This window comes from Cupriavidus pinatubonensis, assembly GCF_019602855.1.
In the GTDB taxonomy this organism is placed as follows: domain Bacteria; phylum Pseudomonadota; class Gammaproteobacteria; order Burkholderiales; family Burkholderiaceae; genus Cupriavidus; species Cupriavidus pinatubonensis.
This window is the reverse complement of record NZ_CP080767.1, coordinates 2,695,008-2,717,110: the sequence shown is the minus strand read 5'-3', so window position 1 is coordinate 2,717,110 and position 22,103 is coordinate 2,695,008. Positions and strand designations below refer to the sequence as shown.

The window sequence follows — 22,103 nt, the reverse complement described above, 5'->3', positions numbered from 1 at the left end:
TTTTCTTTCCGGCTTTTGGGGGAGCAGTATGAGCAATCAAGGCATTGACGGAGCTACCGTCTGGCCCGCCACACGCATGGCAGCCGCGGAGGCTGACGAATCGGGCGTCTGGCAAAACACGATCGCGGCGGCGGATTACGCGCTGGAGGAGGCGAGCCGCATCCACCGCGGCGTGCAAAGCAATCTCAAGCTGATGCAGGAAGTCCGGGCGCTGCGCGAAGAATTGCGCAAGGCCCACGCGGAAGCCGACCGCTACCGGGGCATGCACGCGCGCGTGGTGGTCAGCATGCGCCAGCTCGAGGAGGAGCATGCGGCCGAGATGGGCCGGCTGCAGACCGAGAACGAGATGCTGCTGGTGCGCCATCGCGTCTACAAGCTGCTGGCTGAGCACTACGGCACCGCGGCGCTGCGCTTCGACACCGCCACATTCTGCGAGCACCGCGACCGCGTGCTCCAGCACGTGCTGTTCCAGCGCCGCAAGGGCGTAGCGCTCGAAGAGGTCCGGTCTCGCGATATCGGCTTCCTGCTGCTCTAGTCCATTAGCCGCTGACCGGTCAGGGGTCGTCAGGCGGCCTTGCGGCGCAGCACCAGCAGCGTCAGCATGCCGCCCACCACGCCCCAGAAGGCCGAGCCCACGCCGGCCAGCGTCATGCCGGACGCGGTGATCATGAAAGTGATCAGCGCGGCTTCACGCTCGTCCGGCGTCTGCATGGCCACGGTCAGTCCATTGGCGATCGATCCGAGCAGCGCGAACGCAGCCAGCGCCACCACCACGGCTTTGGGGAAGGCCGCGAACAGCGCGGCAATGCTGGCCGCGAGGATGCCGGCCAACAGATATCCCACGCCGCAGACCACGGCAGCGGTGTAGCGCCGTGCCGGGTCGGCGTCGGCCTGCGGCCCGGTGCAGATGGCGGCCGTGATGGCGGCCAGGTTGATGCCGTGCGAGCCGAACGGCGCCAGCACGGCCGAGGCGAAGCCCGTGACGGTAATCAGCGGCGATGCCGGCACGTGGTAGCCGTCCGCGCGCAGTACCGCCAGGCCGGGAATGTTCTGCGAGGCCAGCGCCACGATGAACAACGGAATGGCGATGCTGACAAAGGCCTGGAACGAGAATGCCGGCGTAGTCCAGACCGGTACCGCCACCGCCAGGTGGAATCCTTCAAAGTGCAACTGGCCCAGCGTGCCGGCCAGTGCCACGCCAACCAGCAGCACACCGGGCACCGCGTAGCGTGGCCACCAGCGCCGGCCAGCGAGATAGGCGGCGAACATCGCCAGCATCAGCAGCGTCTGGTCCTGCGCCTGTACGAACACATCCACGCTGATCCGGAACAGGATGCCGGCAAGCAGCGCCGATGCAATGCTCGCCGGCAGCGCCCGCATCAGCTTGTCGAACCAGCCGGTCAGCCCGGCGGCGGTCATCAGCAGCGCCGCCATCAGGAAGGCACCGATCGCTTCCGCATAGGGCACGCCCGGCAGGCTCGCGATCAGCAGTGCGGCGCCGGGCGTGGACCATGCCACCACCACGGGCACGCGCATGGTCAGCGACAGGCCGATCGTGGTCACGCCCATGCCGATCGACAGCGCCCACAGCCAGGACGAGATCTGCGCACTGCTCAGGTGCGCAGCCTGCCCGGCCTGGATCATCAGCACGAGAGAGCTGGTGTAGCCGGTCAGCGTGGCAATCAGGCCCGCGACGAGCGCGGAAACGGAAAGATCGGACAGCTTCAGGGAGGTGGCAGGCATGAGGCAGGAAGGAGACGGGAAGGAGACCTGAGCGGCACGGCCGACATCTTCGCATGAGTGCTGCCGCCCGTTGTCCCTGGCTGCTTCGCTGCCGAATCCGCAGCCTCAGTCCGCCACTTTGTCGCTCGGGAACTTGAAGGAATCGCGCAGCAGGTAGCTCATCGGAATGTCGAGCGTGATGCCGTGCGGCGGAATCGGTGCCTGGAACCACTTCTTGTAGAGCCTCGGCGTTTCCTGGTCGTAGACTGCGGCGATCAGCGTCTTGTCGACGAGCTTCTTGAACTCCGGGTCGCTTTTGGAAAGCATGATGGCGTACGGCTCGATGGTCAGCATTTCGCCGGTGACCTTGAAATCGCCCGGTCGGCTGGCGTTCGCGCGCAGGCCGTACAGCAGCACGTCGTCCATCACGAAGGCATCGGCCTTGCCGGCTTCCACCATGGCAAAGGCCTGGGCGTGATCCTTGGCCTCGACCAGCCGCCACTGCATGACCTTGCCTTCGTCCATCTTGCGCAGCATGGCCAGCGGCGTGGTGCCTGACGTGGAGACGACCGTCTTGCCGCGCAGATCCGCCCACTTGCTGATGCCGGAATCGGTCTTCACGATCATGCGGCTGCCGGCAATGTAGTGCGGGATTGTGAAGGCCACCTGCTCGCGCCGTTCCCGGTTGTTGGTGGTCGAGCCGCATTCCAGGTCCGCCTTGCCCTCGACGATAGCGGGAATGCGGTTGGCCGGCGTGACCGGGACCCACTCGACGCGCAGGCCGGGCAGGTGCAGCGAGGTGCGTACCGCATCGGCGATCTTCAGGCACAGGTCGACGGCATAGCCGACCGGCTTGCCGTCGGCCACGAACGAGAACGGTACCGAGCTTTCGCGGTGCGCAATGCGGATAACGCCGGTTTGCTGGATGTGATTCAGGACCGGCGCGGTGGCAGCGCCGGCGGAAGCTGCGCCGGTGGCCAGCATGGCAGCGCAGGAAAGGGAGGACAAGACAAGCACAGCGTTCGGGCATGAAACCCGGCGCGGCAGACCCGTTTCGATCATGGAAACCCCCGTCAAATGGAACGAAAAGCAAAGGCGGCCGCTAAGTCTGGTTCCTTGCGGCTCTGATATGTCGTTATCGCGCTGTACCCCGTGCAGGCGCTCTGCCGGCAGGCTTGTCGCCCTGAAGCAGTACTGCTGCGCGGACTATTGTTCCATGTGCGCCCGGTTGCAGACAAATTCTCTGAAGTGAAGGCGTGCGACGCATGCAACGGAGCGCCAGTAGGCCAGTTGACGGGGGCTTTCCCTTACGGATATTTCCGAACTGGAGTGACCGGCATGCCGTTGTTATGCTTTCTCGGTGCCTTGCGAGCAGGGCACCGAGGAGAGACTCTTGGGCCCGCTATGCGGGCCCTTTCTTTTGCGTCGGCGGTACATCGCGCTCTCGGCGGAGCGGCTGCCCATACCTGTGGTCTACAATGCGGCCTGCTTCGCCTTGTCGCCGCCGTGCACGCAGGCGCCGGCGACCCATTCCGATTCCGCAATTCCGCAATTCCGCTGCCCCATTCCTCCCATGGCCCTGTTTTCCATTAACGATGCCCAGCTTGCTTTCGGGCACGTGGCCTTGCTCGACCACACCGATTTTTCGCTGGAAGCCGGCGAGCGTGTCGGCCTGATTGGCCGCAACGGCTCGGGCAAATCCTCGCTGCTGAAGATCGTGGCGGGGCTGGCGGCGCCGGATGACGGCCTGATTGCGCGCCAGTCGGGCGTGACCTCGGCCTACGTGCCGCAAGAGCCGCAATTCGATCCGGGCATCACCGTGTTCGATGCCGTGTCGCAGGGCATGGGCCAGGCGCATGACCTGCTGATGCGTTACGAGGCCGCCGCCGAGCGGCTGGCCGACAGCCATGACGAAGCCGCGCTGGCCGAACTGCACCGGCTGCAGTCGGAGCTCGATGCCGCCGGCGCCTGGCATCTGCGCACCCGCGTGGAAACCACGCTGGCCCGGCTGGGGCTCGATCCGCATACGCCCGTCGATGCGCTGTCCGGGGGCTTGCAGAAGCGCGTGGCGCTTGCTCAGGGTCTGGTCGCGGAACCGGACATCCTGCTGCTGGACGAGCCGACCAACCACCTCGACGTGGAAGCGATCCGCTGGCTCGAAGACCTGTTGCTCGGTTTCCGCGGCAGCGTGCTGCTGATCACCCACGACCGCGCGTTCCTGGACCGCGTGGCGACCCGTATCGTTGAACTCGACCGCGGCCGCCTGCTGTCTTTCCCGGGCAACTTTGCGGCCTACCAGGCCCGCAAGGAAGAACTGCTGGCCGCCGAGCAGGTGGAGCAGGCCAAGTTCGACAAGCTGCTCGCGCAGGAAGAAGTGTGGATCCGCAAGGGCGTCGAGGCACGCCGCACGCGCAGCGTGGCGCGTATCCAGCGGCTCGTGGCGATGCGCTCCGAGCGCGCGGCGCGGCGTGAGGCACAGGGCAACGTCAAGCTGGAGGTGTCCCAGGCCGACCGCTCCGGCAAGATCGTGGCCGAGCTGATCGACGTGAACAAATCCTACGGCGACAAGGTCGTGGTGCGCGACTTTACCGGCACCATCATGCGCGGCGACAAGGTCGGCCTGATCGGCCCCAACGGCGCCGGCAAGACCACGCTGCTGCGCCTGATCCTCGGCGAACTGGCGCCCGACAGCGGCACCGTGCGCAATGGCAGCAACCTGCAGGTCGCGTACTTCGACCAGATGCGCACGCAGCTCGACCTCGAGAAATCGCTGGCCGACACCATCAGCCCGGGCAGCGACTGGGTCGAGGTCAACGGCCAGCGCAAGCACGTGATGAGCTATCTCGGCGATTTCCTGTTCGCGCCCGAGCGCGCGCGCTCGCCGGTCAAGTCGCTGTCCGGCGGCGAGCGCAACCGACTGCTGCTGGCACGCCTGTTCGCGCGCCCGGCCAATGTGCTGGTGCTGGACGAGCCGACCAACGACCTCGACATCGACACGCTGGAACTGCTCGAAGAGCTGCTGCAGGACTACAGCGGCACCGTGTTCCTGGTCTCGCACGACCGGGCGTTCCTCGACAACGTGGTGACCTCGACGATTGCCGCCGAAGGCGACGGCTTGTGGCGCGAATCGGTCGGCGGCTATTCCGACTGGGTTGCGCAGTCCGAGCGCAGCGCGGCGCTGCAGGCGGCGCGAAAGACCGAGCAGAAGGCGGCCGAGGCTGCCAAGACCAAGGATTCGCGCGACGCGCGCGGCGCCAACCGTACCGTCAAGCTGTCATACAAGGAACAGCGTGAACTGGACGGGCTGCCGGAGCGGATCGCTTCGCTGGAAACGGAACAGAAGACGATCGCCGCGCAGCTTGAGGACGGTTCGCTCTATGTCAGCGATGCGGCCAAGGCCGCCGAACTGGCGACCCGGCACGACGAGATCGAGATGGAACTGCTGGAGGCGCTGGAGCGCTGGGAAGTGCTGGAGGCGAAGACGAAGGGCGAGGCGGGCTAACCACACCACGCCAGCACCATATTCGTCAGGTCCACCATAAACGACGGCCGCAGATACCCGATAAACCCAAGCACCAGCGCTGCCGCCAGCCCAAGCAGGCCGGCGGCGCGCAGCAGGCGTTGGCGGGCAATGGTCGTCATGCCGCGGCCGGCTGCGGTCGCGCGACCGCCTGCTCGCGGATCGGCAGGTTGACCAGCGCTGCCATCACGCCCAGTGCCATCGCGATCATCCACACCGTGGTGTAGCCGCCCGTGCGGTCATACAGATAGCCGCCTAGCCACGCGCCCAGGAAGCTGCCGATCTGGTGCGAGAAGAACACCACGCCCGACAGCATCGACAGGTATTTCACGCCGAACACCTGGGCGATGATGCCGTTGGTCAGGGGCACGGTCGACAGCCACAGGAAACCGATCATCGCCGCGAACACCCAGGTGCTGGCGGCCGTCAGCGGCAGCAGCAGGTAGCCCGCGATCACCACCGAGCGTGTCAGGTAGATCGCCGACAGCAGGTAGCGCTTGGGCATGCGTTGCCCCATGGCGCCGGCGGTGTAGGTGCCGAACACATTGAACAGGCCGATCAGCGCGAGCGCCACGGTGGCGATCTTCGGATCGGTCAGGCCCTTGTCCTTCAGGTACGGCGCCAGGTGCACGCCGATGAACACGACCTGGAAGCCGCACACGAAGTAGCCCAACGTCAGCAGTTGGAAATTGCGGTTGCCGAACGCCTCGCGCACAGCCTGGCCAATGGTCTGGTGATGCCCGCCGTCGTGCGCAGTCATCTTCGGTTCCCGCAGCGTGAACGCCAACGGCAGCATGACGCAGGCCATCAGCGCCATTACGAACAGCGCGTTCTGCCAGCCCATGCCCGAGATCAGCGTCTGCTCGGCCGGGATCATCAGGAATTGCCCGAACGAGCCCGCCGCGGCGGCAATGCCCATGGCCCAGACGCGCTTGTCGGGGCTGGCAATGCGTCCGATCACGCCGTAGACGATGCTGTACGTGGTGCCCGACTGCGCAATACCGATCATGACGCCCGCACCGGTCGCAAAGGCCGTGCCGCTCGTCGACAGCGCCATGACTACGAGGCCGCCGACGTACAGCACCACGCCAATAAGCATGATGCGCAGCGCGCCGAACTTGTCGGCAAGCGCACCCGCAAACGGCTGGCTCGCGCCCCACATCAGGTTTTGCAGCGCCAGCGCGAAGGCGAAGGTCTCGCGGTTCCAGCCGTGGGCCTGGGTGATTGGAAGGTTGAACAGGCCGAAGCCATGCCGGATACCCATGGAAAGGGTGACGAGCAGGCCGCCGCACACAAGCACGGTGGTCAGGGAGAGTTGTCGGTTCTGCATATCGGGCTCGCTGCGGGCGGAGGAGTGCCGCTGTCGTGTTCTTGTTGTGTTGCCCGGGCGCGGCATAGGGGAGCCGGAGCGGGTTTGCGCGAGTTTACTCCGGCTCGCCGGAAGGCGTCGGGTGCTGCCCGCAAGTCCGGACGGGCGGCATGGTAATCCGGAGGCGCTCCGGACGGCCCGCAAGGAAGGGCGCTGACGCCGCTGCCTTTTTGCCACGATTGCCGGTCCGGGCTTCCATTACAATGCAGTGCCCGGCACCCCGGCGCAGCCACGAATGCGCGCCGCAGTGGCCGGGATCTCCACTTTCGTAGCGACTCCATGGCGAGCAAAACCAGTCAGTACAGCGAATCTTCCATCCGGGTCCTGAAGGGCCTGGAGCCGGTCAAGCAGCGTCCCGGCATGTACACCCGCACCGACAACCCCCTGCATATCGTGCAGGAGGTGATCGACAACGCGTCCGACGAGGCGCTGGGCGGCTTCGGTTCCGAGATCCTGGTCACGCTGCACCGCGACGGCAGCGTCAGCGTGGAGGACGACGGCCGCGGTATCCCGGTCGGCATCCACCCGGAAGAGGGCGTGCCGGTAGTCGAGATCGTCTTCACGCGGCTGCACGCGGGCGGCAAGTTCGACAAGGGCAAGGGCGGAGCGTACGCGTTTTCGGGCGGCCTGCACGGCGTGGGCGTGTCGGTGACCAATGCGCTGTCGACGCAGCTTGATGTGTCGGTCTGGCGCGACGGCATGATGTCCACGCTGACCTTCTCGGGCGGCGACGTGACCGCGCCGCTGACCTCGCGCAAGCTCGAGCGCGGCGAGAAGAAGAACGGCACGCGCGTCCAGGTGTGGCCGGACGCCAAGTATTTCGATTCGGCCGCGATTCCGCAGGCCGAACTGCAACGCCTGCTGCGCAGCAAGGCGGTGCTGCTGCCGGGCGTGAAGGTCACGCTGGTGATCGAGAAGTCTGGCGAAACCCAGACGTGGCAGTACGACCAGGGTCTGAAGGGCTATCTGGTCGAGGCGCTGGCGCAAGGCAGCGGCGCTGAGCTTGTGATCCCGATGTTCGAAGGCGAGCACTTCGCCGATCCGGACGCAAACCCCGGCGAAGAAGGCTTCGCCGACGGCGAAGGCGCTTCCTGGGTGGTGGCCTGGACCGAAGAGGGCGCGCCCGTGCGGGAGTCCTACGTCAACCTGATCCCGACCCCGGCCGGCGGCACGCACGAGTCCGGCCTGCGCGAAGGCCTGTTCCAGGCAGTCAAAAGCTTTATCGAGATGCACGCGCTGCAGCCCAAGGGCGTCAAGCTGATGAGTGAGGACGTGTTCGCGCGCGCCTCGTTCGTGCTGTCGGCCAAGGTGCTGGACCCGCAATTCCAGGGCCAGATCAAGGAGCGCCTGAACAGCCGCGACGCGGTGCGACTGGTGTCGACGTTCAGTCGTCCGGCGCTGGAACTGTGGCTGAACCATCACGTTGAGTACGGCAAGAAGCTGGCCGAACTCGTGATCCGCCAGGCGCAGGCACGCACGCGCGCCGCGCAGAAGGTCGAGAAGAAGAAGGGCTCCGGCGTCGCCGTGCTGCCGGGCAAGCTGACCGACTGCGAATCGACCGACGTCACGCGCAACGAACTGTTCCTGGTCGAGGGCGACTCGGCCGGCGGCTCGGCCAAGATGGGCCGCGACAAGGAATTCCAGGCCATCCTGCCGCTGCGCGGCAAGGTGCTCAACACCTGGGAGACCGAGCGCGACCGCCTGTTCGCCAACAACGAGGTGCACGACATCGCCGTGGCGATCGGCGTGGACCCGCACGGCGCGAACGATGAGCCCGACCTGTCCAACCTGCGCTACGGCAAGATCTGCATCCTGTCGGACGCGGACGTGGATGGCGCGCACATCCAGGTGCTGCTGCTGACGCTGTTCTTCCGCCACTTCCCGAAGCTGATCGAGGCTGGCAATGTCTGCGTGGCGCGCCCGCCGCTGTTCCGCGTCGACGCACCTGCGCGCGGCAAGAAGCCCGCGCAGAAGCTGTATGCGCTCGACGAAGGTGAGCTCGAAGCCATCCAGGACAAGCTGATCAAGGACGGCGTCAAGGAAGGCAGCTGGCAGATTTCCCGTTTCAAGGGCCTTGGCGAAATGAGCGCCGAACAGCTCTGGGAAACCACCATGAACCCGGATACGCGCCGCCTGCTGCCCGTGGCGCTCGGCGAATACGACCTGCCGCAGACCGTCGAGATGATGAACATGCTCATGGGCAAGGGCGAAGCCGCCCAGCGCCGCAGCTGGCTCGAGGAGAAGGGCAACGAAGTCGAGGCGGACATCTGAGCGCCAGTCTGTACGCCGTCCGACATTGGGGGATAATGCGCGCTTCGACGTCCTCGCCCGCAAGCCGCAACGCAAGATGAGAACGAGACCGACCCGCAAACCATGGCAACAGGCGGCCGCAGCCGCGCTGATGGTGGCTGGTCTCGCCTGCGCGCCGGCGGCGCATGCCGAACTCTACGGCTTCGTCGATGCCGATGGCATTGCTCACTTTGCAGACCGCAAGCTCGACGAGCGCTACAAGCTTTTCATGCGGGAAGGCGGCAGCTTCGATACTTCGCGCGAGTCGAGCGCCGCGCCAAAGAGCGACCTTGAGCAGCACAAGCTGTACCGCTACGTCGTCAACCACCCGAATATCGCCAAGGTCGAGCCGATGATCCGGCAGATCGCGGACAAGCAGGATGTCGACCCGGCGCTGGTCAAGGCCGTGATGGCCGTGGAGTCCGGCTTCAATCCATCGGCCGTATCGCCCAAGGGCGCCATCGGGCTGATGCAGGTGATTCCCGATACCGGCGCGCGTTTCGGCGTGAGCGGCGATGCGCGCCGCAGCGTCGAGGAAAAACTGGCCGATCCGCGTACCAATATCTCTGCCGGCGTGCGCTATCTGCGCTGGCTGATGGAACTGTTCCCCGACAACATCGAACTGGTACTGGCCGCCTACAACGCGGGCGAGGGCGCGGTGCAGCGCTACAACAACCGGATTCCGCCGTACCCGGAGACGCAGCAATACGTGAGCACCGTGCTGCAGTTCTACCGGCTCTACAAGCCCGGCGGCGGTGCGGTCGTGACCCGCACCAGCGCGGCAGTTGGCGGGCCTTCACGCGTAAAGATGGTGATCGGCGGACGGCGCAACATGCCCTGACCGAGATACCCGAATAACAAGCCACCCGGCGCGCCGGCTTCACATCATGGCGCGCCGTCTTCTTGCCAATCCATGGAACAACAAGACATCACGTTTCAACCCGAAGAGCCCGCGGATTCGCTGACGCTGGCGCGCTACGCCGAGCGGGCTTATCTCGACTACGCCGTCAGCGTGGTCAAGGGCCGCGCGTTGCCCGAGGTCGCGGATGGCCAGAAGCCCGTGCAGCGGCGCATCCTGTTCGCCATGCACGAGATGGGCCTGCGCGCCGACGCCAAGCCGGTCAAGTCCGCGCGCGTGGTCGGCGACGTGCTCGGCAAGTACCACCCGCACGGTGACCAGTCGGCGTATGACGCGCTGGTCCGCCTGGCACAGGACTTTTCGCTGCGCTATCCGCTGATTGACGGCCAGGGCAACTTCGGCTCGCGCGACGGCGACGGTGCGGCGGCAATGCGTTACACCGAAGCGCGCCTCACCCCGATCTCACGCCTGCTGCTCGACGAGATCGACCAGGGTACGGTCGACTTCATCGCCAACTACGACGGCTCGATGGAAGAGCCGAAGCTGCTGCCCGCGCGCATGCCGTTCGTGCTGCTCAACGGCGCGTCGGGCATTGCCGTGGGCATGGCGACCGAAGTACCGCCGCACAACCTGCGCGAAGTGGCCGGCGCCACGGTGGCGATGATCCGCAACCCGAACATCACGCTGGCCGAACTGCTCGCGCTGATGCCGGGCCCGGACTATCCCGGCGGCGGGCAGATCATCTCGCCGGCAGCCGATATCGCCCAGATCTACGAGAGCGGCCGCGGCAGCCTCAAGGTGCGCGCGCGCTGGACTATCGAGGAAATGGCGCGCGGCCAGTGGCAGCTCGTGGTGACCGAACTGCCGCCCGCCACGTCGGCGCAGAAGGTGCTGGAGGAAATCGAGGAGCTGACCAACCCGAAGGTCAAGGCCGGCAAGAAGGCGCTGACCCCGGAACAGCAGCAGCTCAAGGCCTCGGTGCTGGCCGTGCTGGACGCCGTGCGCGACGAATCGGGCAAGGATGCGCCGGTGCGGCTCGTGTTCGAGCCCAAGAGCAAGAACATCGAGCAGCAGGAATTCATCCAGACGCTGCTCGCGCACACGAGCCTGGAGTCGGGCGCGCCGGTCAACCTCGTGATGATCGGCACGGATGGCCGTCCGCGCCAGAAGGGCCTGCGCGACATCCTGCGCGAGTGGATCGACTTCCGCTTCGCCACCGTCACGCGGCGCACGCGCTATCGCCTGGGCAAGGTGGAAGACCGCATCCATATCCTCGAAGGCCGGATGCTGGTGCTGCTGAACATCGACGAGGTGATCCGCATCATCCGCGAAAGCGACGAGCCGAAGCCTGCGCTGATGGAGCGTTTTGGACTGAGCGATCGCCAGGCCGAGGACATCCTCGAAATCCGCCTGCGTCAGCTGGCCAGGCTCGAAGCCATCCGGATCGAGAAGGAACTCAAGGACCTGCGCGAAGAGCAGGCCGACCTCGACGTGCTGCTGAAGTCCGACACCATGATGCGCCGTCGCATCATCAAGGAGATCGAGACCGACGCCAAGCAATACAGCCCCGAAGACAAGGACCCGCGTCGCACGCTGATCCAGGAAGAGCGTCGCGCCGCCGCCGAGGTGCGCGTGGTCGATGAACCGGTGACGGTCGTGGTGTCGCAGAAGGGCTGGGTGCGTACGCGCCAGGGCCATGGTCACGATGCGCAGCAGTTCACGTTCAAGGCTGGCGATGCGCTGTACGACACATTCGAATGCCGCACGATCGATGTGTTGCTGGCCTTTGGCACCAACGGCCGCGTGTATTCGGTGCCCGTGGCGAGCCTGCCGGGCGGCCGTGGAGACGGCGTGCCGCTGACCACGCTGATCGAGCTTCAGCCGGGCAGCCAGATCGCGCATACGTTTGCGGGCAGCGCCGAGCAGCGCATGCTGATCGCGACGCAGGGCGGCAACGGCTTCCTGACCAAGATCGCGGACATGACGGGCCGGCAGAAGGGCGGCAAGTCGTTCCTGACGCTCGATGACGGCGATGCACCGCTGACGCCCGCGCCGATCGCGAGCGAGGCCACGCATGTGGCCTGCCTGTCCGGCAACGGCCGCCTGTTGCTGGTTGCGCTCGACGAGGTCAAGGTGCTGTCGGCTGGCGGCCGCGGCGTCATCCTGATGGAGCTGGAGCCGAAGGAGAAGCTGCTGCAGGCCGTTGGCGTTGGTGCGCCGGGGCTGGTGGTGTCCGGCACGACGCCGCGAGGTGGCAAGCCTGACACGCAGAAGCTGGCTGGGGCGAACCTGATGCCTTATGTCGGCAAGCGGGCGCGCAAGGGCAAGGCGCTGGAGACCAAGCTGAAGGGTGTGCGGATCGATCCGTTCAGGGTTGTGCCGCCGTCGGGCAACTAACCCCGACACGGCCGGGTTTCTTTCTCCCCTCCCCCGGTCGTGGGAGAGGGGAGTGCCGCAGCGGCAGATTTAACGCTGCCACTGTTGCTTGCCGTTGCTGTCCTTCTCCCCTCATGTCCTCCCTCGCCCCACCTCCTACTCCCCGCGCCCTCTTCATCGAATTCGCCCGCATGGGCCTGTCCGGCTTTGGCGGCGTGCTGCCGTTCGTGCGCCGCGCGGTGGTGGAGCGCAACCGCTGGCTCGATGACCGCGATTTTGTCGAGTTGCTGAGCCTCGGCCAGGTCCTGCCCGGGCCCAACGTCATCAACCTCGCTCTGATGCTCGGCCTGCGCTTTGCCGGCTGGCGTGGCGCGCTGGCGGCGTTCAGCGGGCTGGTCATGGTGCCGATGGGGCTGGTGCTCGGCTTGCTGCTGCTGTACCAGCACTATCAGGACGTGCCGGCCGTGCAGCGCATGCTGGCCGGCATGACGGCGGTATCGGCCGGACTCATGCTGGCCACCGCGATCCGGCTCGCGCAGAGCCAGTCGCTGACCACGCGCGCCGTGCTGATCGGCGGCGCGGCATTCCTTGTCATCGGCCTGCTGCGCTGGCCACTCGTGCCGGTGATGGCGGTCCTGGTACCGCTTGCGCTGATGCTCGAGTGGCGCGCGAACCGGGGAGGGCGGCAATGAGCGGGGCCGAGGTGCTGGGCAGCCTGTTTGCTCATTTCAGCGCACTGTCGCTGTTGGCGATCGGCGGCGCCAGTTCTACGCTGCCTGACATGCACCGCTACCTGGTCGAGGCCAACGGCTGGCTGACCGATGCGCAATTCTCGGCGATGTATGCCATCTCGCAGGCCGCGCCAGGGCCCAACGTGCTATTCGTCTCGCTGTTCGGCTGGCAGGTCGCGGGCTTCGCCGGTTCGCTCGCGGCCATGCTTGGCATGTGCGGGCCATCGAGCCTGATCGCGCTCGCGTTCGAGTATTTTTCGGGCCGTTCGCCGCACGCGACGTGGCCTGGCCTGATCCGGCGCGGGCTGGCGGCGCTGACGATCGGACTGCTGTTCTCGTCGGGCTGGGTACTGGCGCGCAGTGTCGACCACGGCTGGGGCGCCGCCGCGGTTACCGTGGTGACGGTGTTGCTGATGATGAAGACACGCGTGCATCCGCTCGTGCTGGTGGGGCTCGGCGGGGTGGCGGGCCTGCTTGGCGTGCTCTGACCGGACAAAAAAACAGCCCCGCTGGGAGCGGGGCTGCATGGCGCAGGCGAAACGCCCGCCTGGTGTGCGGGACGGCTCGTTGTGGCTCGTTAATGAATGACCATATGCGTGAACGGCTCCACATACGCCTGCAGCGTGACGAAGATCCCAACCAGGATCGCCAGCGCGATCGAATGGAAGAACACGTAACGCAGGATGTCGCCCTCATGGCCATACCACTTGGTGGCCGTCGAGGCCACCACGATGGACTGCGCGTCGATCATCTTGCCCATCACGCCGCCTGAACTGTTGGCCGCGGCCATCAACACCGGCGACAGGCCAAGCTGCTCGGCCGTGGTCTTCTGCAGGCCGCCGAACAGCACGTTGGACGCGGTGTCCGAGCCCGTCAGCGCGACGCCCAGCCAGCCCAGCATGGTGCCGAACAGTGGGTAGAGCACGCCGGTCTGTGCGAAGGCGAGACCCAGCGTGGCATCCAGCCCGGAGTAGCGGGTCAGGTAGCCGATGCCGAACATCGCGCTGATGGTCAGCAGCGAGAACTTGGTCAGCTTGATGGTTTCCCAGTATTCCTTGACGAGACGCGGCACCGAGTAGCCCATCAGCAGGCCGCCGAGAATGGCGGAGACCAGGATGCCGGTGCCGGCCATCGACAGCACGTTGAAGAGGAACACCGCCGGTTCGGCGATTTCTTTCGGCGTGACCGGCGGATGCTTGATGATTGCCTTGTCCAGGCCCGGGATCGGGAACTTGAACGCCCACAAGTTATCCATGAACTTCTTGAACTCGGGGATGCCCCAGACGAACACGAAGATGGTCAGGATGATCCACGGCAGCCAGGCCTTGGCGACCGAGATGCCGGCCGAGGCGGCGCTGGCGGCGGCGTCGGCGGCCAGTGCCTCGGGGTGGTCGACCTTGGAGTCGTCGTGGCGGCCGAGGATCTTGGTCGACGTCCAGACTTCCTTCGGTTGCCAGATCTTCAGGAACAGCGTCAGGCAGCCCATCGAGATTAGCGACGAGATCACGTCCACCAGCCACGGGCCATGGAAATTCGAGACCAGGAACTGCGGCACCGCGAAGGTCACGCCCGCGACCAGGATCGCCGGCCAGATGGCGAGCATGCCGCGGAAGCCAGCAAAGGCCCAGATCAGCCAGAACGGCACCAGCACCGAGAAGAAGGGCAACTGGCGGCCGATCATGGCCGACAGCGTGACCTGGTCGATGCCCGTCACCGACGACAGCCCGATGATCGGGGCCCCGAGCGCGCCGAAGGCCACCGGCGCGGTGTTGGCGATCAGCGCCAGGCCCGAGGCGGCCAGCGGCGAGAAGCCCAGGCCGATCAGGATGGCGCCGGTCACGGCCACCGGCGTGCCGAAGCCGGCCGCGCCTTCAAAAAACGCGCCGAAGCTGAAGGCAACCAGCAGCAGCTGCAGGCGACGGTCTTCGGTCACGCCGGAGATCGAGTTCTGCAAGACCTTGAATGACCCGTTCAGCGTCGTCAGCCGATGCAGAAAGATGATGTTGAGGACAATCCACCCAATCGGGAAGAGACCCGATACGATGCCGAGGCCCGCGGCCTTGCCAGCCATGGCTGCCGGCATGCCGAAGACTGCTGCAGCAACCACGACGCCCACGACCAGCGCCAGACCGGCGGCCAGGTGGGCCTGCATGTGAAAGAAAGCCAGCGCTGCAAGCAGCACGGCCACCGGGACACCCGCAGCAATGGTCGACAGCGCCATATTGCCTAGCGGGTCATAGACTTGACTCCACACGATTGATAATCCTCCTCAGGTTTGGCTCGGGCGTCCCGGGCGATCTACGTGCCCTGGGCTGCCGGTGTACAACGCGTACAGACGTGCGGCGTCAACCGCACACGCGAGTCGAACAAGGATTGTAAGGATGGGTTCCCGCAGCGCCACCTTAAATCCCGTCATGGCATACATGAAGCGGATTCAGGGATCAGGGTTTGCCTGGGGGGCAGCATGGCGCACGTGCTGTCCTAGGGGCAGAGTACTCTAAACGGCGCCTATTAGAAATGTATGCCTGCGAGCCAATGCGCATAATGTTGCTTGGCAACCGTGTACGCGCTGCGTAGTCTGTTTCCCGCATTACCGCGAAAACGACAAACAAAGAAGCAGGAGACTCCCATGCCCGAATTCCTTCCTCCCTGGCCACTGCTCGGCGCATTCGTGCTGGCCAGCCTTGCGCTGGCGGTAACGCCGGGACCCGCCGTGGTCTATATCGTGACGCGCACGCTCGCGCAGGGACGTCGCGCGGGGCTGGCGTCGGTCGGCGCCGTAGCGCTGGGCAACCTGGGTAACGCGGCCGGCGCGGCGCTCGGGCTGGCGGTCTTGTTTTCGGTCTCGGCGCTGGCCTTTACGGTGGTGAAGTACGCGGGGGCCGCGTACCTGATCTGGCTTGGCATCCGTACCTTGCGTGCAGCGCCGGCGGTCGCCACGGACACGCCGCCGCCGGCACGGCCATTGCGCCAGGTGCTCCGCGATGGCTTCGTGGTAGCCTTGCTCAATCCCAAGACGGCCATTTTCTTTGCCGCTTTCCTGCCGCAGTTCATGAACCCGGCCGGCTCCGCGCTGGCGCAGAGCCTTGCGCTGGGCATCGGCTTCGTGCTGATCGCGGCCAGTACCGACATCTGCTACGTGACCGCCGCAGCTGCCGTCATGCCGGCACTGCGCCGCGCGGGTCGCGCGCGTGCGGCGGGCCGCTACCTGACGGCCGCTGCCTTCATCGGACTGGGTGTGTTCACGGCGGCGTCGGGATCGCGCGCCGCTAAGTGAGGCAGGCTTGCCGCCGCGTCGTCAACGCAGCGGCAGTTCCAGGATGCCGCCCGCCGCAGGCCGGGCGCGCATGGCAGCCAGCCAGCGCTCCAGGTCAGGACGCGGCTCATGTGGAACCGGCGTGCCCATCCAGCGGTGCGCCGCGCAGGCCAGCGAAATATCCGCCATCGTGAAGCGGTCGCCGCCGATGAACTCGCGGCCGGCCAGCGCCTTGTCGAGCAGCGCGGCCAGCGGTTCGGTGCGCTTGCACGATGCGGCAATCGCGGCCTCGTCGCGCTGTTCGGCCGGGACGCGAACCATGTTCAGGAACGCAGTGACCATGGCCGGGCTGAAGGTGGTGGTCTGCCAGTCCATCCAGCGGTCGGCCGATGCGCGCGCCTTGACGTCTTCGGGCCACAGCGTGCCCTCGCCGTACTGCGCGCACAGGTAGCGCACGATGGCATTGGATTCCCACAGCACGAAGGGCTCGCCGCCCACGTCCGTGCCCCGGAAATCCTCGATCACCGGGATCTGCCGGTTGGGGTTCAGGCGGACATAGGCCTCGGTGTCCAGGTCGCCCTGGCTGACGCCGATGTCCACGCGTTCATGGTCCAGGTGCAGTTCGCGCGCACACCAGACCACTTTCTGTACGTTGATCGACGACAGTCGACCCCAGATCCGCAGCATGAAGACTCTCCCCTGATCTTTTGCGTTGGCTGTTTCGCCTCATTGTTGCACTGCAGTGTTACACCTCAGTGTGGCATCTCAGTGTGGTATTTCAGGCAGCGCGGGCCTGCGATGCCGCAGTGATGGCTTCGCGGAACAGCGTGCCGAGGATTGCCACACCCTGCTCGATGCGTTCCGGCGGCACCGTGACAAACGCCAGGCGCAGCGTATTGCGTTGCGGGTTGCTGGCATAGAACGGCGCGCCCGGCACATAGGCCACATTGCGTTTCACCGCTTCTTCCAGGATAGCCATGCTGTCCAGGCCCTGCGGCAGCTGCACCCAGATGAACATGCCGCCTTCGGGTGCATTCCAGCTTACGCCTTCGGGCATGTGGCGCGCCAGCGCGTCGAGCATGACTTTGCATTGCTTTCCGTACAGCTCGCGGATGGTCGGTATGTGGCGCTCGAGGAGCCCATCCCGCACGGTCTCGTAGGCCACGCGCTGCGTAAAGGTAGGGGTGTGCAGGTCAGAAGCCTGCTTGGCCTGGCACAGCTTGAAATGCAGTTCCGGCGGCGCAATCACGAAGCCGAGCCGCAGGCCCGGTGCCAGGATCTTCGAGAACGAGCCCATGTAGATCACGCCGTCGGGGTTCATCGACAGCAGCGTCGGCAGCTGGTCGCCGGTGTAGCTCAGTTCGCCGTAGGGATCGTCTTCCACGATCAACACGCCCAGTTCCTTGGCGCGCGCCACCAGCGCCTGGCGGCGCTCCAGCGGCAGGCGGCGGCCGGTCGGGTTCTGGAAGTTGGGCAGCGCGTACAGGAAGCGTGCGCCAGCGGTCAGCGCGGCGGTCAGGGCTTCCGGCTGCAGGCCTTTCTCGTCCGTGGGCACCGACGTGAACTCCGGCTCGAACAGCGAGAACGCCTGCAGCGCGCCAAGGTAGCTCGGCGTTTCCACGAGCACCTTGCTGCCCGGATCGATCAGCACCTTGGCGATCAGGTCCAGCGCCTGCTGCGAACCGGTGGTGATCAGCACGCGCTCCACGCCAACGTTATGGCGCTTGGCGATGAACTCGCGCAGCGGCAGGTAGCCTTCGGTGGCGGCGTACTGCAACGCGGCGGCCGGATTGTCGGCAAATACACGGGCCGTCGCCGCCTCCATGGCCGCGACCGGGAACGACGCCGGCGAGGGGAGGCCGCCGGCGAACGAAATGACTTCCGGACGCTCGGTGACCTTCAGGATTTCGCGGATGGCCGAGCTGGTCAGTTGCTGCGCCCGGCGGGAGATGGCCCATGTCATGATGTTTCTCTTTTCTCTGGGGGAGAGCCGCCTGGCGGGCGGCTCAGTCAACGATAAATAGTCTCGCACCAGTCGGCGTGGACGATCGGTGCGGTTCCGCCTGGTCAGCCACCTGATAACTCGTGCCGGCGCGGAGCACGAACTGGCGTCCGTCTTCCAGCTCGGTATGCAGTTCGCCATCCAGCACGAACAGGATATGCCCCTTGGTGCACCAGTGGTCCGCGAGGTAGCCGGCCGAATACTCGACCATCCGCACCCGGATATCGCCGAACTGGCGCGTGCGCCACAGCGCCTCGCCCCGTTCGCCGGGATGGCGCGTGGGCTCGACGGCGGACCAGTCGGTCGTGCCGAAAGGCAGGTTGTCGATGCGCATGGCGGAACGGCCGTCCGTCAGTTCACTTCGACGATCATCTCGATCTCGACGCAGGCGCCGAGCGGAATCTGCGCGACGCCGAACGCGCTGCGTGCGTGCTTGCCCTTGTCACCGAACACTTCAGCCAGGAATTCCGAACAACCGTTCGTGACCAGATGCTGTTCGGTGTATTCCTGCGTCGAGTTCACGAGGCTCATCACCTTGACGATGCGCGTGACGCGGTTCAGGTCGCCAATATGCGCGTGCAGCGTGGCCAGCAGGTCGATCGCGATCAAACGTGCGGCGGCCTTGCCGGACTCGGTGTCGATGTCCTTGCCCAGCTTGCCAGCCCATACCTTGCCGTCCTTGCGGGCGATGTGGCCCGACAGGAAAACGGTATTGCCGGTCTGCGCGGCCATGACGTAGGCGGCGGCAGGGGCGCCGGCGGTGGGCAGTTCCACGCCGAGGCGTGCAAGGGTGTCATAAACGGACATGTGATCTCCTGTCAGTGAGGGCGTTCGGTGAGGACGGGGGTAGTTTTCGCAGCGGGTCCGGTGCCCGCATTTGTCATGGGGGCCGCTTGTTGCACGGCGGCGCGGCGGCCCAGGGCCACCACGGCAATCACGGCCACCGCGAAGGCGATGGTGGCGGGGTCGAGCGGCTCGGCCAGCAGCACGGCGCCGCCCGCGAGCGTCAGGAACGGCTGCAGCAATTGTATCTGCCCGACACGCGCCACGCCGCCTTTTGCCAGCCCCGCGTACCAGAACAGGAAGCCGATGAACATCGAGAACACCGACACATAGGCCATGCCCAGCCAGGCGCGTGGCGACGCGGCGGCAAGCGCGGCGCTGTCGCGCCAGCCGAGCCAGCCGACCACGGGCAGCAGCACCGGCAGCGACACCACCAACGCCCAGCTGATGGTTTCAAGTCCGCCGAGTTCACGCGACAGCTTGCCACCTTCGGCATAGCCGAGCGCGCCCAGCAACACGGCGCCGAACAGATACCAGTCCGCATGCTGCAGTGCACCCGCACCCTGCCATACGGCAAAGCCGATGACGAGCGCGCTGCCGGCGACGGCCGACAGCCAGAAAGCCACGGATGGCCGTTCGCGCCCGAACCATGCGGCGAACACCGCGGTGGCAAGCGGCAGCAGGCCGATCACGATGGCGCCATGGCTCGACGGTACCTCACGCATGGCCAGCGATGAGAACACCGGGAAACCGACCACCACGCCCAGCGCCGTCACCGCAAGCCGGGCCCATTGGGTTCCGCGCGGACGGCGCTTGGCGTCCAGCGCGCCGCGCATGCCGAGCAGTGCCAGCGCCAGCACGGCGGCAATCACGGCGCGGGCCAAGGCGACAAAGGTGGCGTCGAGTTCGGCCACGGCCATGCGCGTGAACGGCAGCGTCTGGCTGAAGATGGCTACGCCGATGAAGCCGAGCAGCATGCCGCCGGAATGCGGCGGGTGCGAGGTGGTGTTGATGTGCGAAGCAGTCATGGTCGTGTCGGCGACGAGAGTCGGATCAGGCTGCAGCGGGGCGCACGCTGACGGCAATCCACACGGCAGTCAGCGCCAACGCCAGCCCCATGGCACGGTTGAACCAGCGCACGCGGTTGCCCTGCATCAGCCATTGCCGCAGCGATGCCCCGAGCACGCCGTACACGCTATTGCTGACGAAGCCGAACATGCCGAACGTCGTGCACACCAGCAGCACGCGCTGCGCGGGCGATGGGGCGCCGGCCATGTACGACGCCGCGGTGGCGAGTGCCATCATCCAGGCCTTGATGTTGGCGTACTGCAGCACGGCCGACTGCCACACATTGAGCGGACGCAGCACCTGTTTCTCCGCCAGCACCGTGCTGCGCGCGAGCTTTGCCGCAAGCCACAACAGGTAACCCACGCCGGCCATATGCACGATGGTGGCCAGTGCCGGAGTGCTCAGGATCAGCGCGCCGACACCAACGGCGCACAACGCGAGGATGCTGGCAAAGCCGAACGCCACGCCCACGCAATGGGGCAGCGTTGCGCGCAGGCCGAAATTCGCGCCTGTCACCGCCGCGATCGTGGTGTTAGGCCCGGGCGTGAACGAACCCACCGCCAGCAGCGTAACCAGTGCAAGGAATTGCGCGGCCGACAGGCCGGTCAGGAAATCTCCGGTCATGGCGGTCAGGCGAAATTGACGACCACGCGCCGGTTGGTGCGGCTTTTTTTCTCGATCTTGGTCACCACCACAGCGCCGATCTCGCTGGTGTTGGCCACATGCGTGCCGCCACAAGGCTGGCGGTCGACACCCGGAATCTCGATGATGCGGATGCTGCTGGTACCGGCCGGCGGCGCGGCGCCGATGGTGCGCACGAGTTCCGGCTGTGCGGCCAGTTCCTGCGGCGTGATCAGCGTAACGCGCACGGCCGTATTGGCGCGGATCAGCGCGTTGAGCTGCTCGGTCAGCACGGCCTTGTCGAGCGTCGATTCGGGCAGGTCGAAATCGATACGTGCCGAATCCGGCGAGATACCGCAGCCCGTCACAGGCACGGGGATCAGCGAGCCCAGCAGGTGCAGGCAGGTGTGCAGGCGCATCAGCCGGTGGCGTCGCTCCCAGTCGATCGTGACCGTGACACGCTCGCCTACGCGCGGCAGCGCCGTGCCTTCCGCGGGGACATGCAGAATGCGGGCGCGGTCGTCGGCGTAGACGGTGTCGGTAATCGACATGGTGCGCCCGTCCTCCAGCGTCAGCGTGGCCGTGTCGCCGGCCTGGCCGCCGCTGCGCGCATAGCAGATGGTCTCGTCGAGTTCGATGCCGGCATCGCTCACTGCCAGCACCGTGGCGCTGCAATGGTCGAGATAGGGATCGTCGTCGAAGCGTTTGCGGGTGACGGTCATCGGTGGGTGTCTCCGTGGTCTTGTTCTTGTTGATGTCGGGTTCTAGCGCAGGGTGCGGATGCCCTGCGGCGTTTCGATTTCGGCGATAAGCACTGGCGGGCCGTCGGCCTGCTCTATCGTGATCAACGGCTCTGCGCCGAGCCACGCCAGGCCCTGGCGCAGCAGTTCGGCATTCGGATGACGGCCGGTGAGCTTGCGCAGCGCCAGATCCTGCCGCGGCAGGATCGCGCCCGGATGCGGGGACACATCCCACTGGATCAGGCTCGGCAGCAGGCCGCCGCCGGCGCTCGCAGCTTCGCCTTGCCACGCGGGCAGGCTGCCGTCTTCCGGCACTGTGATGCGCCAGCGCAGGTCGCCGCGCTGCATCGGAATGACCCGGGCGATCCGGTCGGGATACTGCGCTTGCCAGCGCGACAGGTCGGCGGGCCGCTCGACGCGGGCCGCCCAGTGCAGCAGGCAGGGTCCGGCCTGCAGACGTTCGCGCACGCTGTCGCTATCGAGCCCGAACCAGCGCGGACGTTGCGGCGCCGAGGCATCGGGATCGACAGCAATCACCTCGAGATACATGCCGCCGAACAGGCCCAGCACGCGGTTATGCGTGCCCATGGCCGCATGGGCGCCGCCTCCCTGAGGGGCGATGCCTAGCGCGTCGGCGACGTACTCCGTGCCGGCGTCGAGCGTCTGGGCGGCGATGACGAGGTGATCGAGAGCGAGCTTCATCGTGGCTTGATGGTAGACAAGGTAGTCGGTACAGTACCGGTACAGTTATGCGGATCGTATTCAGT

At 66.2% G+C, this 22,103-nt stretch carries 21 protein-coding genes; 8 read left to right on the top strand and 13 right to left on the bottom strand.

Features of this window, described 5'->3' with window-relative positions; genetic code table 11:
- Window positions 1-28: 28 nt before the first annotated feature.
- A complete protein-coding gene (locus K2O51_RS25275) occupies window positions 29-535 on the top strand; it encodes a hypothetical protein (RefSeq protein ID WP_220630920.1) in 507 nt (168 codons plus the stop codon).
- A gap of 29 nt (window positions 536-564) precedes the next feature.
- Here the strand turns inward: K2O51_RS25275 and K2O51_RS25270 are convergent, their stop codons facing one another.
- Window positions 565-1,743 carry a benzoate/H(+) symporter BenE family transporter gene (locus tag K2O51_RS25270; protein ID WP_220630919.1) on the bottom strand — a complete coding sequence of 393 codons (1,179 nt, stop codon included), beginning with the start codon at window positions 1,741-1,743 and terminating at the stop codon, window positions 565-567.
- 105 nt (window positions 1,744-1,848) lie between these two features.
- A complete protein-coding gene (locus K2O51_RS25265; protein ID WP_011298512.1) occupies window positions 1,849-2,784 on the bottom strand; it encodes an amino acid ABC transporter substrate-binding protein in 936 nt (311 codons plus the stop codon).
- A gap of 511 nt (window positions 2,785-3,295) precedes the next feature.
- On the opposite strand from K2O51_RS25265, the gene K2O51_RS25260 reads away from it, so the two are divergent.
- Window positions 3,296-5,224: an ATP-binding cassette domain-containing protein gene (locus K2O51_RS25260; RefSeq protein WP_011298511.1), complete on the top strand. Its 1,929-nt coding sequence runs from the start codon at window positions 3,296-3,298 to the stop codon at window positions 5,222-5,224.
- On the opposite strand, the gene K2O51_RS25255 is transcribed toward K2O51_RS25260, so the two are convergent.
- Window positions 5,221-5,364 (bottom strand): hypothetical protein, encoded by a 144-nt coding sequence (locus tag K2O51_RS25255; RefSeq protein WP_166487011.1) that lies wholly within the window; start codon window positions 5,362-5,364, stop codon window positions 5,221-5,223. The genes K2O51_RS25260 and K2O51_RS25255 overlap by 4 nt on opposite strands.
- Window positions 5,361-6,572: an MFS transporter gene (locus K2O51_RS25250; protein ID WP_041679665.1), complete on the bottom strand. Its 1,212-nt coding sequence runs from the start codon at window positions 6,570-6,572 to the stop codon at window positions 5,361-5,363. Before K2O51_RS25250 ends, K2O51_RS25255 begins: the two co-directional genes overlap by 4 nt.
- A gap of 318 nt (window positions 6,573-6,890) precedes the next feature.
- Between K2O51_RS25250 and K2O51_RS25245 the strand changes: the two genes are divergently transcribed.
- The 5 genes from K2O51_RS25245 to K2O51_RS25225 all read left to right on the top strand — a co-directional run bounded on the left by K2O51_RS25245 (window position 6,891) and on the right by K2O51_RS25225 (window position 13,354).
- Window positions 6,891-8,882 carry a DNA topoisomerase IV subunit B gene (locus tag K2O51_RS25245; protein ID WP_011298509.1) on the top strand — a complete coding sequence of 664 codons (1,992 nt, stop codon included), beginning with the start codon at window positions 6,891-6,893 and terminating at the stop codon, window positions 8,880-8,882.
- A 76-nt stretch (window positions 8,883-8,958) separates the two neighbouring features.
- Window positions 8,959-9,741 (top strand): lytic transglycosylase domain-containing protein, encoded by a 783-nt coding sequence (locus K2O51_RS25240; RefSeq protein ID WP_011298508.1) that lies wholly within the window; start codon window positions 8,959-8,961, stop codon window positions 9,739-9,741.
- A 72-nt stretch (window positions 9,742-9,813) separates the two neighbouring features.
- The gene (gene parC / locus K2O51_RS25235) at window positions 9,814-12,156 is read left to right on the top strand and encodes a DNA topoisomerase IV subunit A (protein WP_011298507.1); all 2,343 of its coding nucleotides are present in this window, start codon (window positions 9,814-9,816) and stop codon (window positions 12,154-12,156) included.
- A gap of 113 nt (window positions 12,157-12,269) precedes the next feature.
- Window positions 12,270-12,827 (top strand): chromate transporter, encoded by a 558-nt coding sequence (locus K2O51_RS25230; RefSeq protein WP_220630918.1) that lies wholly within the window; start codon window positions 12,270-12,272, stop codon window positions 12,825-12,827.
- Complete coding sequence (locus tag K2O51_RS25225) at window positions 12,824-13,354, top strand: chromate transporter (protein ID WP_220630917.1); 531 nt, start codon at window positions 12,824-12,826, stop codon at window positions 13,352-13,354. The genes K2O51_RS25230 and K2O51_RS25225 overlap by 4 nt, the downstream gene beginning before the upstream one ends.
- Window positions 13,355-13,443: 89 nt before the next feature.
- Here the strand turns inward: K2O51_RS25225 and K2O51_RS25220 are convergent, their stop codons facing one another.
- Window positions 13,444-15,120, bottom strand: coding sequence for an L-lactate permease (locus tag K2O51_RS25220; RefSeq protein WP_011298504.1), 1,677 nt, complete (start codon window positions 15,118-15,120; stop codon window positions 13,444-13,446).
- 375 nt (window positions 15,121-15,495) lie between these two features.
- Here K2O51_RS25220 and K2O51_RS25215 point away from each other — a divergent pair, with 375 nt between their 5' ends.
- Complete coding sequence (locus tag K2O51_RS25215) at window positions 15,496-16,143, top strand: LysE family translocator (RefSeq protein WP_011298503.1); 648 nt, start codon at window positions 15,496-15,498, stop codon at window positions 16,141-16,143.
- Window positions 16,144-16,164: 21 nt separating this feature from the next.
- Here the strand turns inward: K2O51_RS25215 and K2O51_RS25210 are convergent, their stop codons facing one another.
- From K2O51_RS25210 to K2O51_RS25175, 8 genes are all read right to left on the bottom strand, one after another.
- Complete coding sequence (locus K2O51_RS25210) at window positions 16,165-16,809, bottom strand: glutathione S-transferase family protein (RefSeq protein ID WP_011298502.1); 645 nt, start codon at window positions 16,807-16,809, stop codon at window positions 16,165-16,167.
- A 91-nt stretch (window positions 16,810-16,900) separates the two neighbouring features.
- Complete coding sequence (locus tag K2O51_RS25205; RefSeq protein WP_011298501.1) at window positions 16,901-18,085, bottom strand: aminotransferase-like domain-containing protein; 1,185 nt, start codon at window positions 18,083-18,085, stop codon at window positions 16,901-16,903.
- Window positions 18,086-18,128: 43 nt separating this feature from the next.
- Window positions 18,129-18,458: a DHCW motif cupin fold protein gene (locus K2O51_RS25200; protein WP_011298500.1), complete on the bottom strand. Its 330-nt coding sequence runs from the start codon at window positions 18,456-18,458 to the stop codon at window positions 18,129-18,131.
- Window positions 18,459-18,475: 17 nt separating this feature from the next.
- The gene (locus K2O51_RS25195) at window positions 18,476-18,931 is read right to left on the bottom strand and encodes a RidA family protein (protein WP_011298499.1); all 456 of its coding nucleotides are present in this window, start codon (window positions 18,929-18,931) and stop codon (window positions 18,476-18,478) included.
- Between the two features lie 11 nt (window positions 18,932-18,942).
- Complete coding sequence (locus tag K2O51_RS25190) at window positions 18,943-19,935, bottom strand: DMT family transporter (RefSeq protein WP_011298498.1); 993 nt, start codon at window positions 19,933-19,935, stop codon at window positions 18,943-18,945.
- Window positions 19,936-19,960: 25 nt separating this feature from the next.
- A complete protein-coding gene (locus K2O51_RS25185; RefSeq protein ID WP_011298497.1) occupies window positions 19,961-20,599 on the bottom strand; it encodes a LysE family translocator in 639 nt (212 codons plus the stop codon).
- Between the two features lie 5 nt (window positions 20,600-20,604).
- Window positions 20,605-21,318 carry an alanyl-tRNA editing protein gene (locus tag K2O51_RS25180; protein WP_011298496.1) on the bottom strand — a complete coding sequence of 238 codons (714 nt, stop codon included), beginning with the start codon at window positions 21,316-21,318 and terminating at the stop codon, window positions 20,605-20,607.
- Window positions 21,319-21,360: 42 nt separating this feature from the next.
- Window positions 21,361-22,038, bottom strand: a complete 678-nt coding sequence (locus K2O51_RS25175; protein WP_011298495.1) for a VOC family protein — start codon at window positions 22,036-22,038, stop codon at window positions 21,361-21,363.
- Window positions 22,039-22,103: the final 65 nt, after the last annotated feature.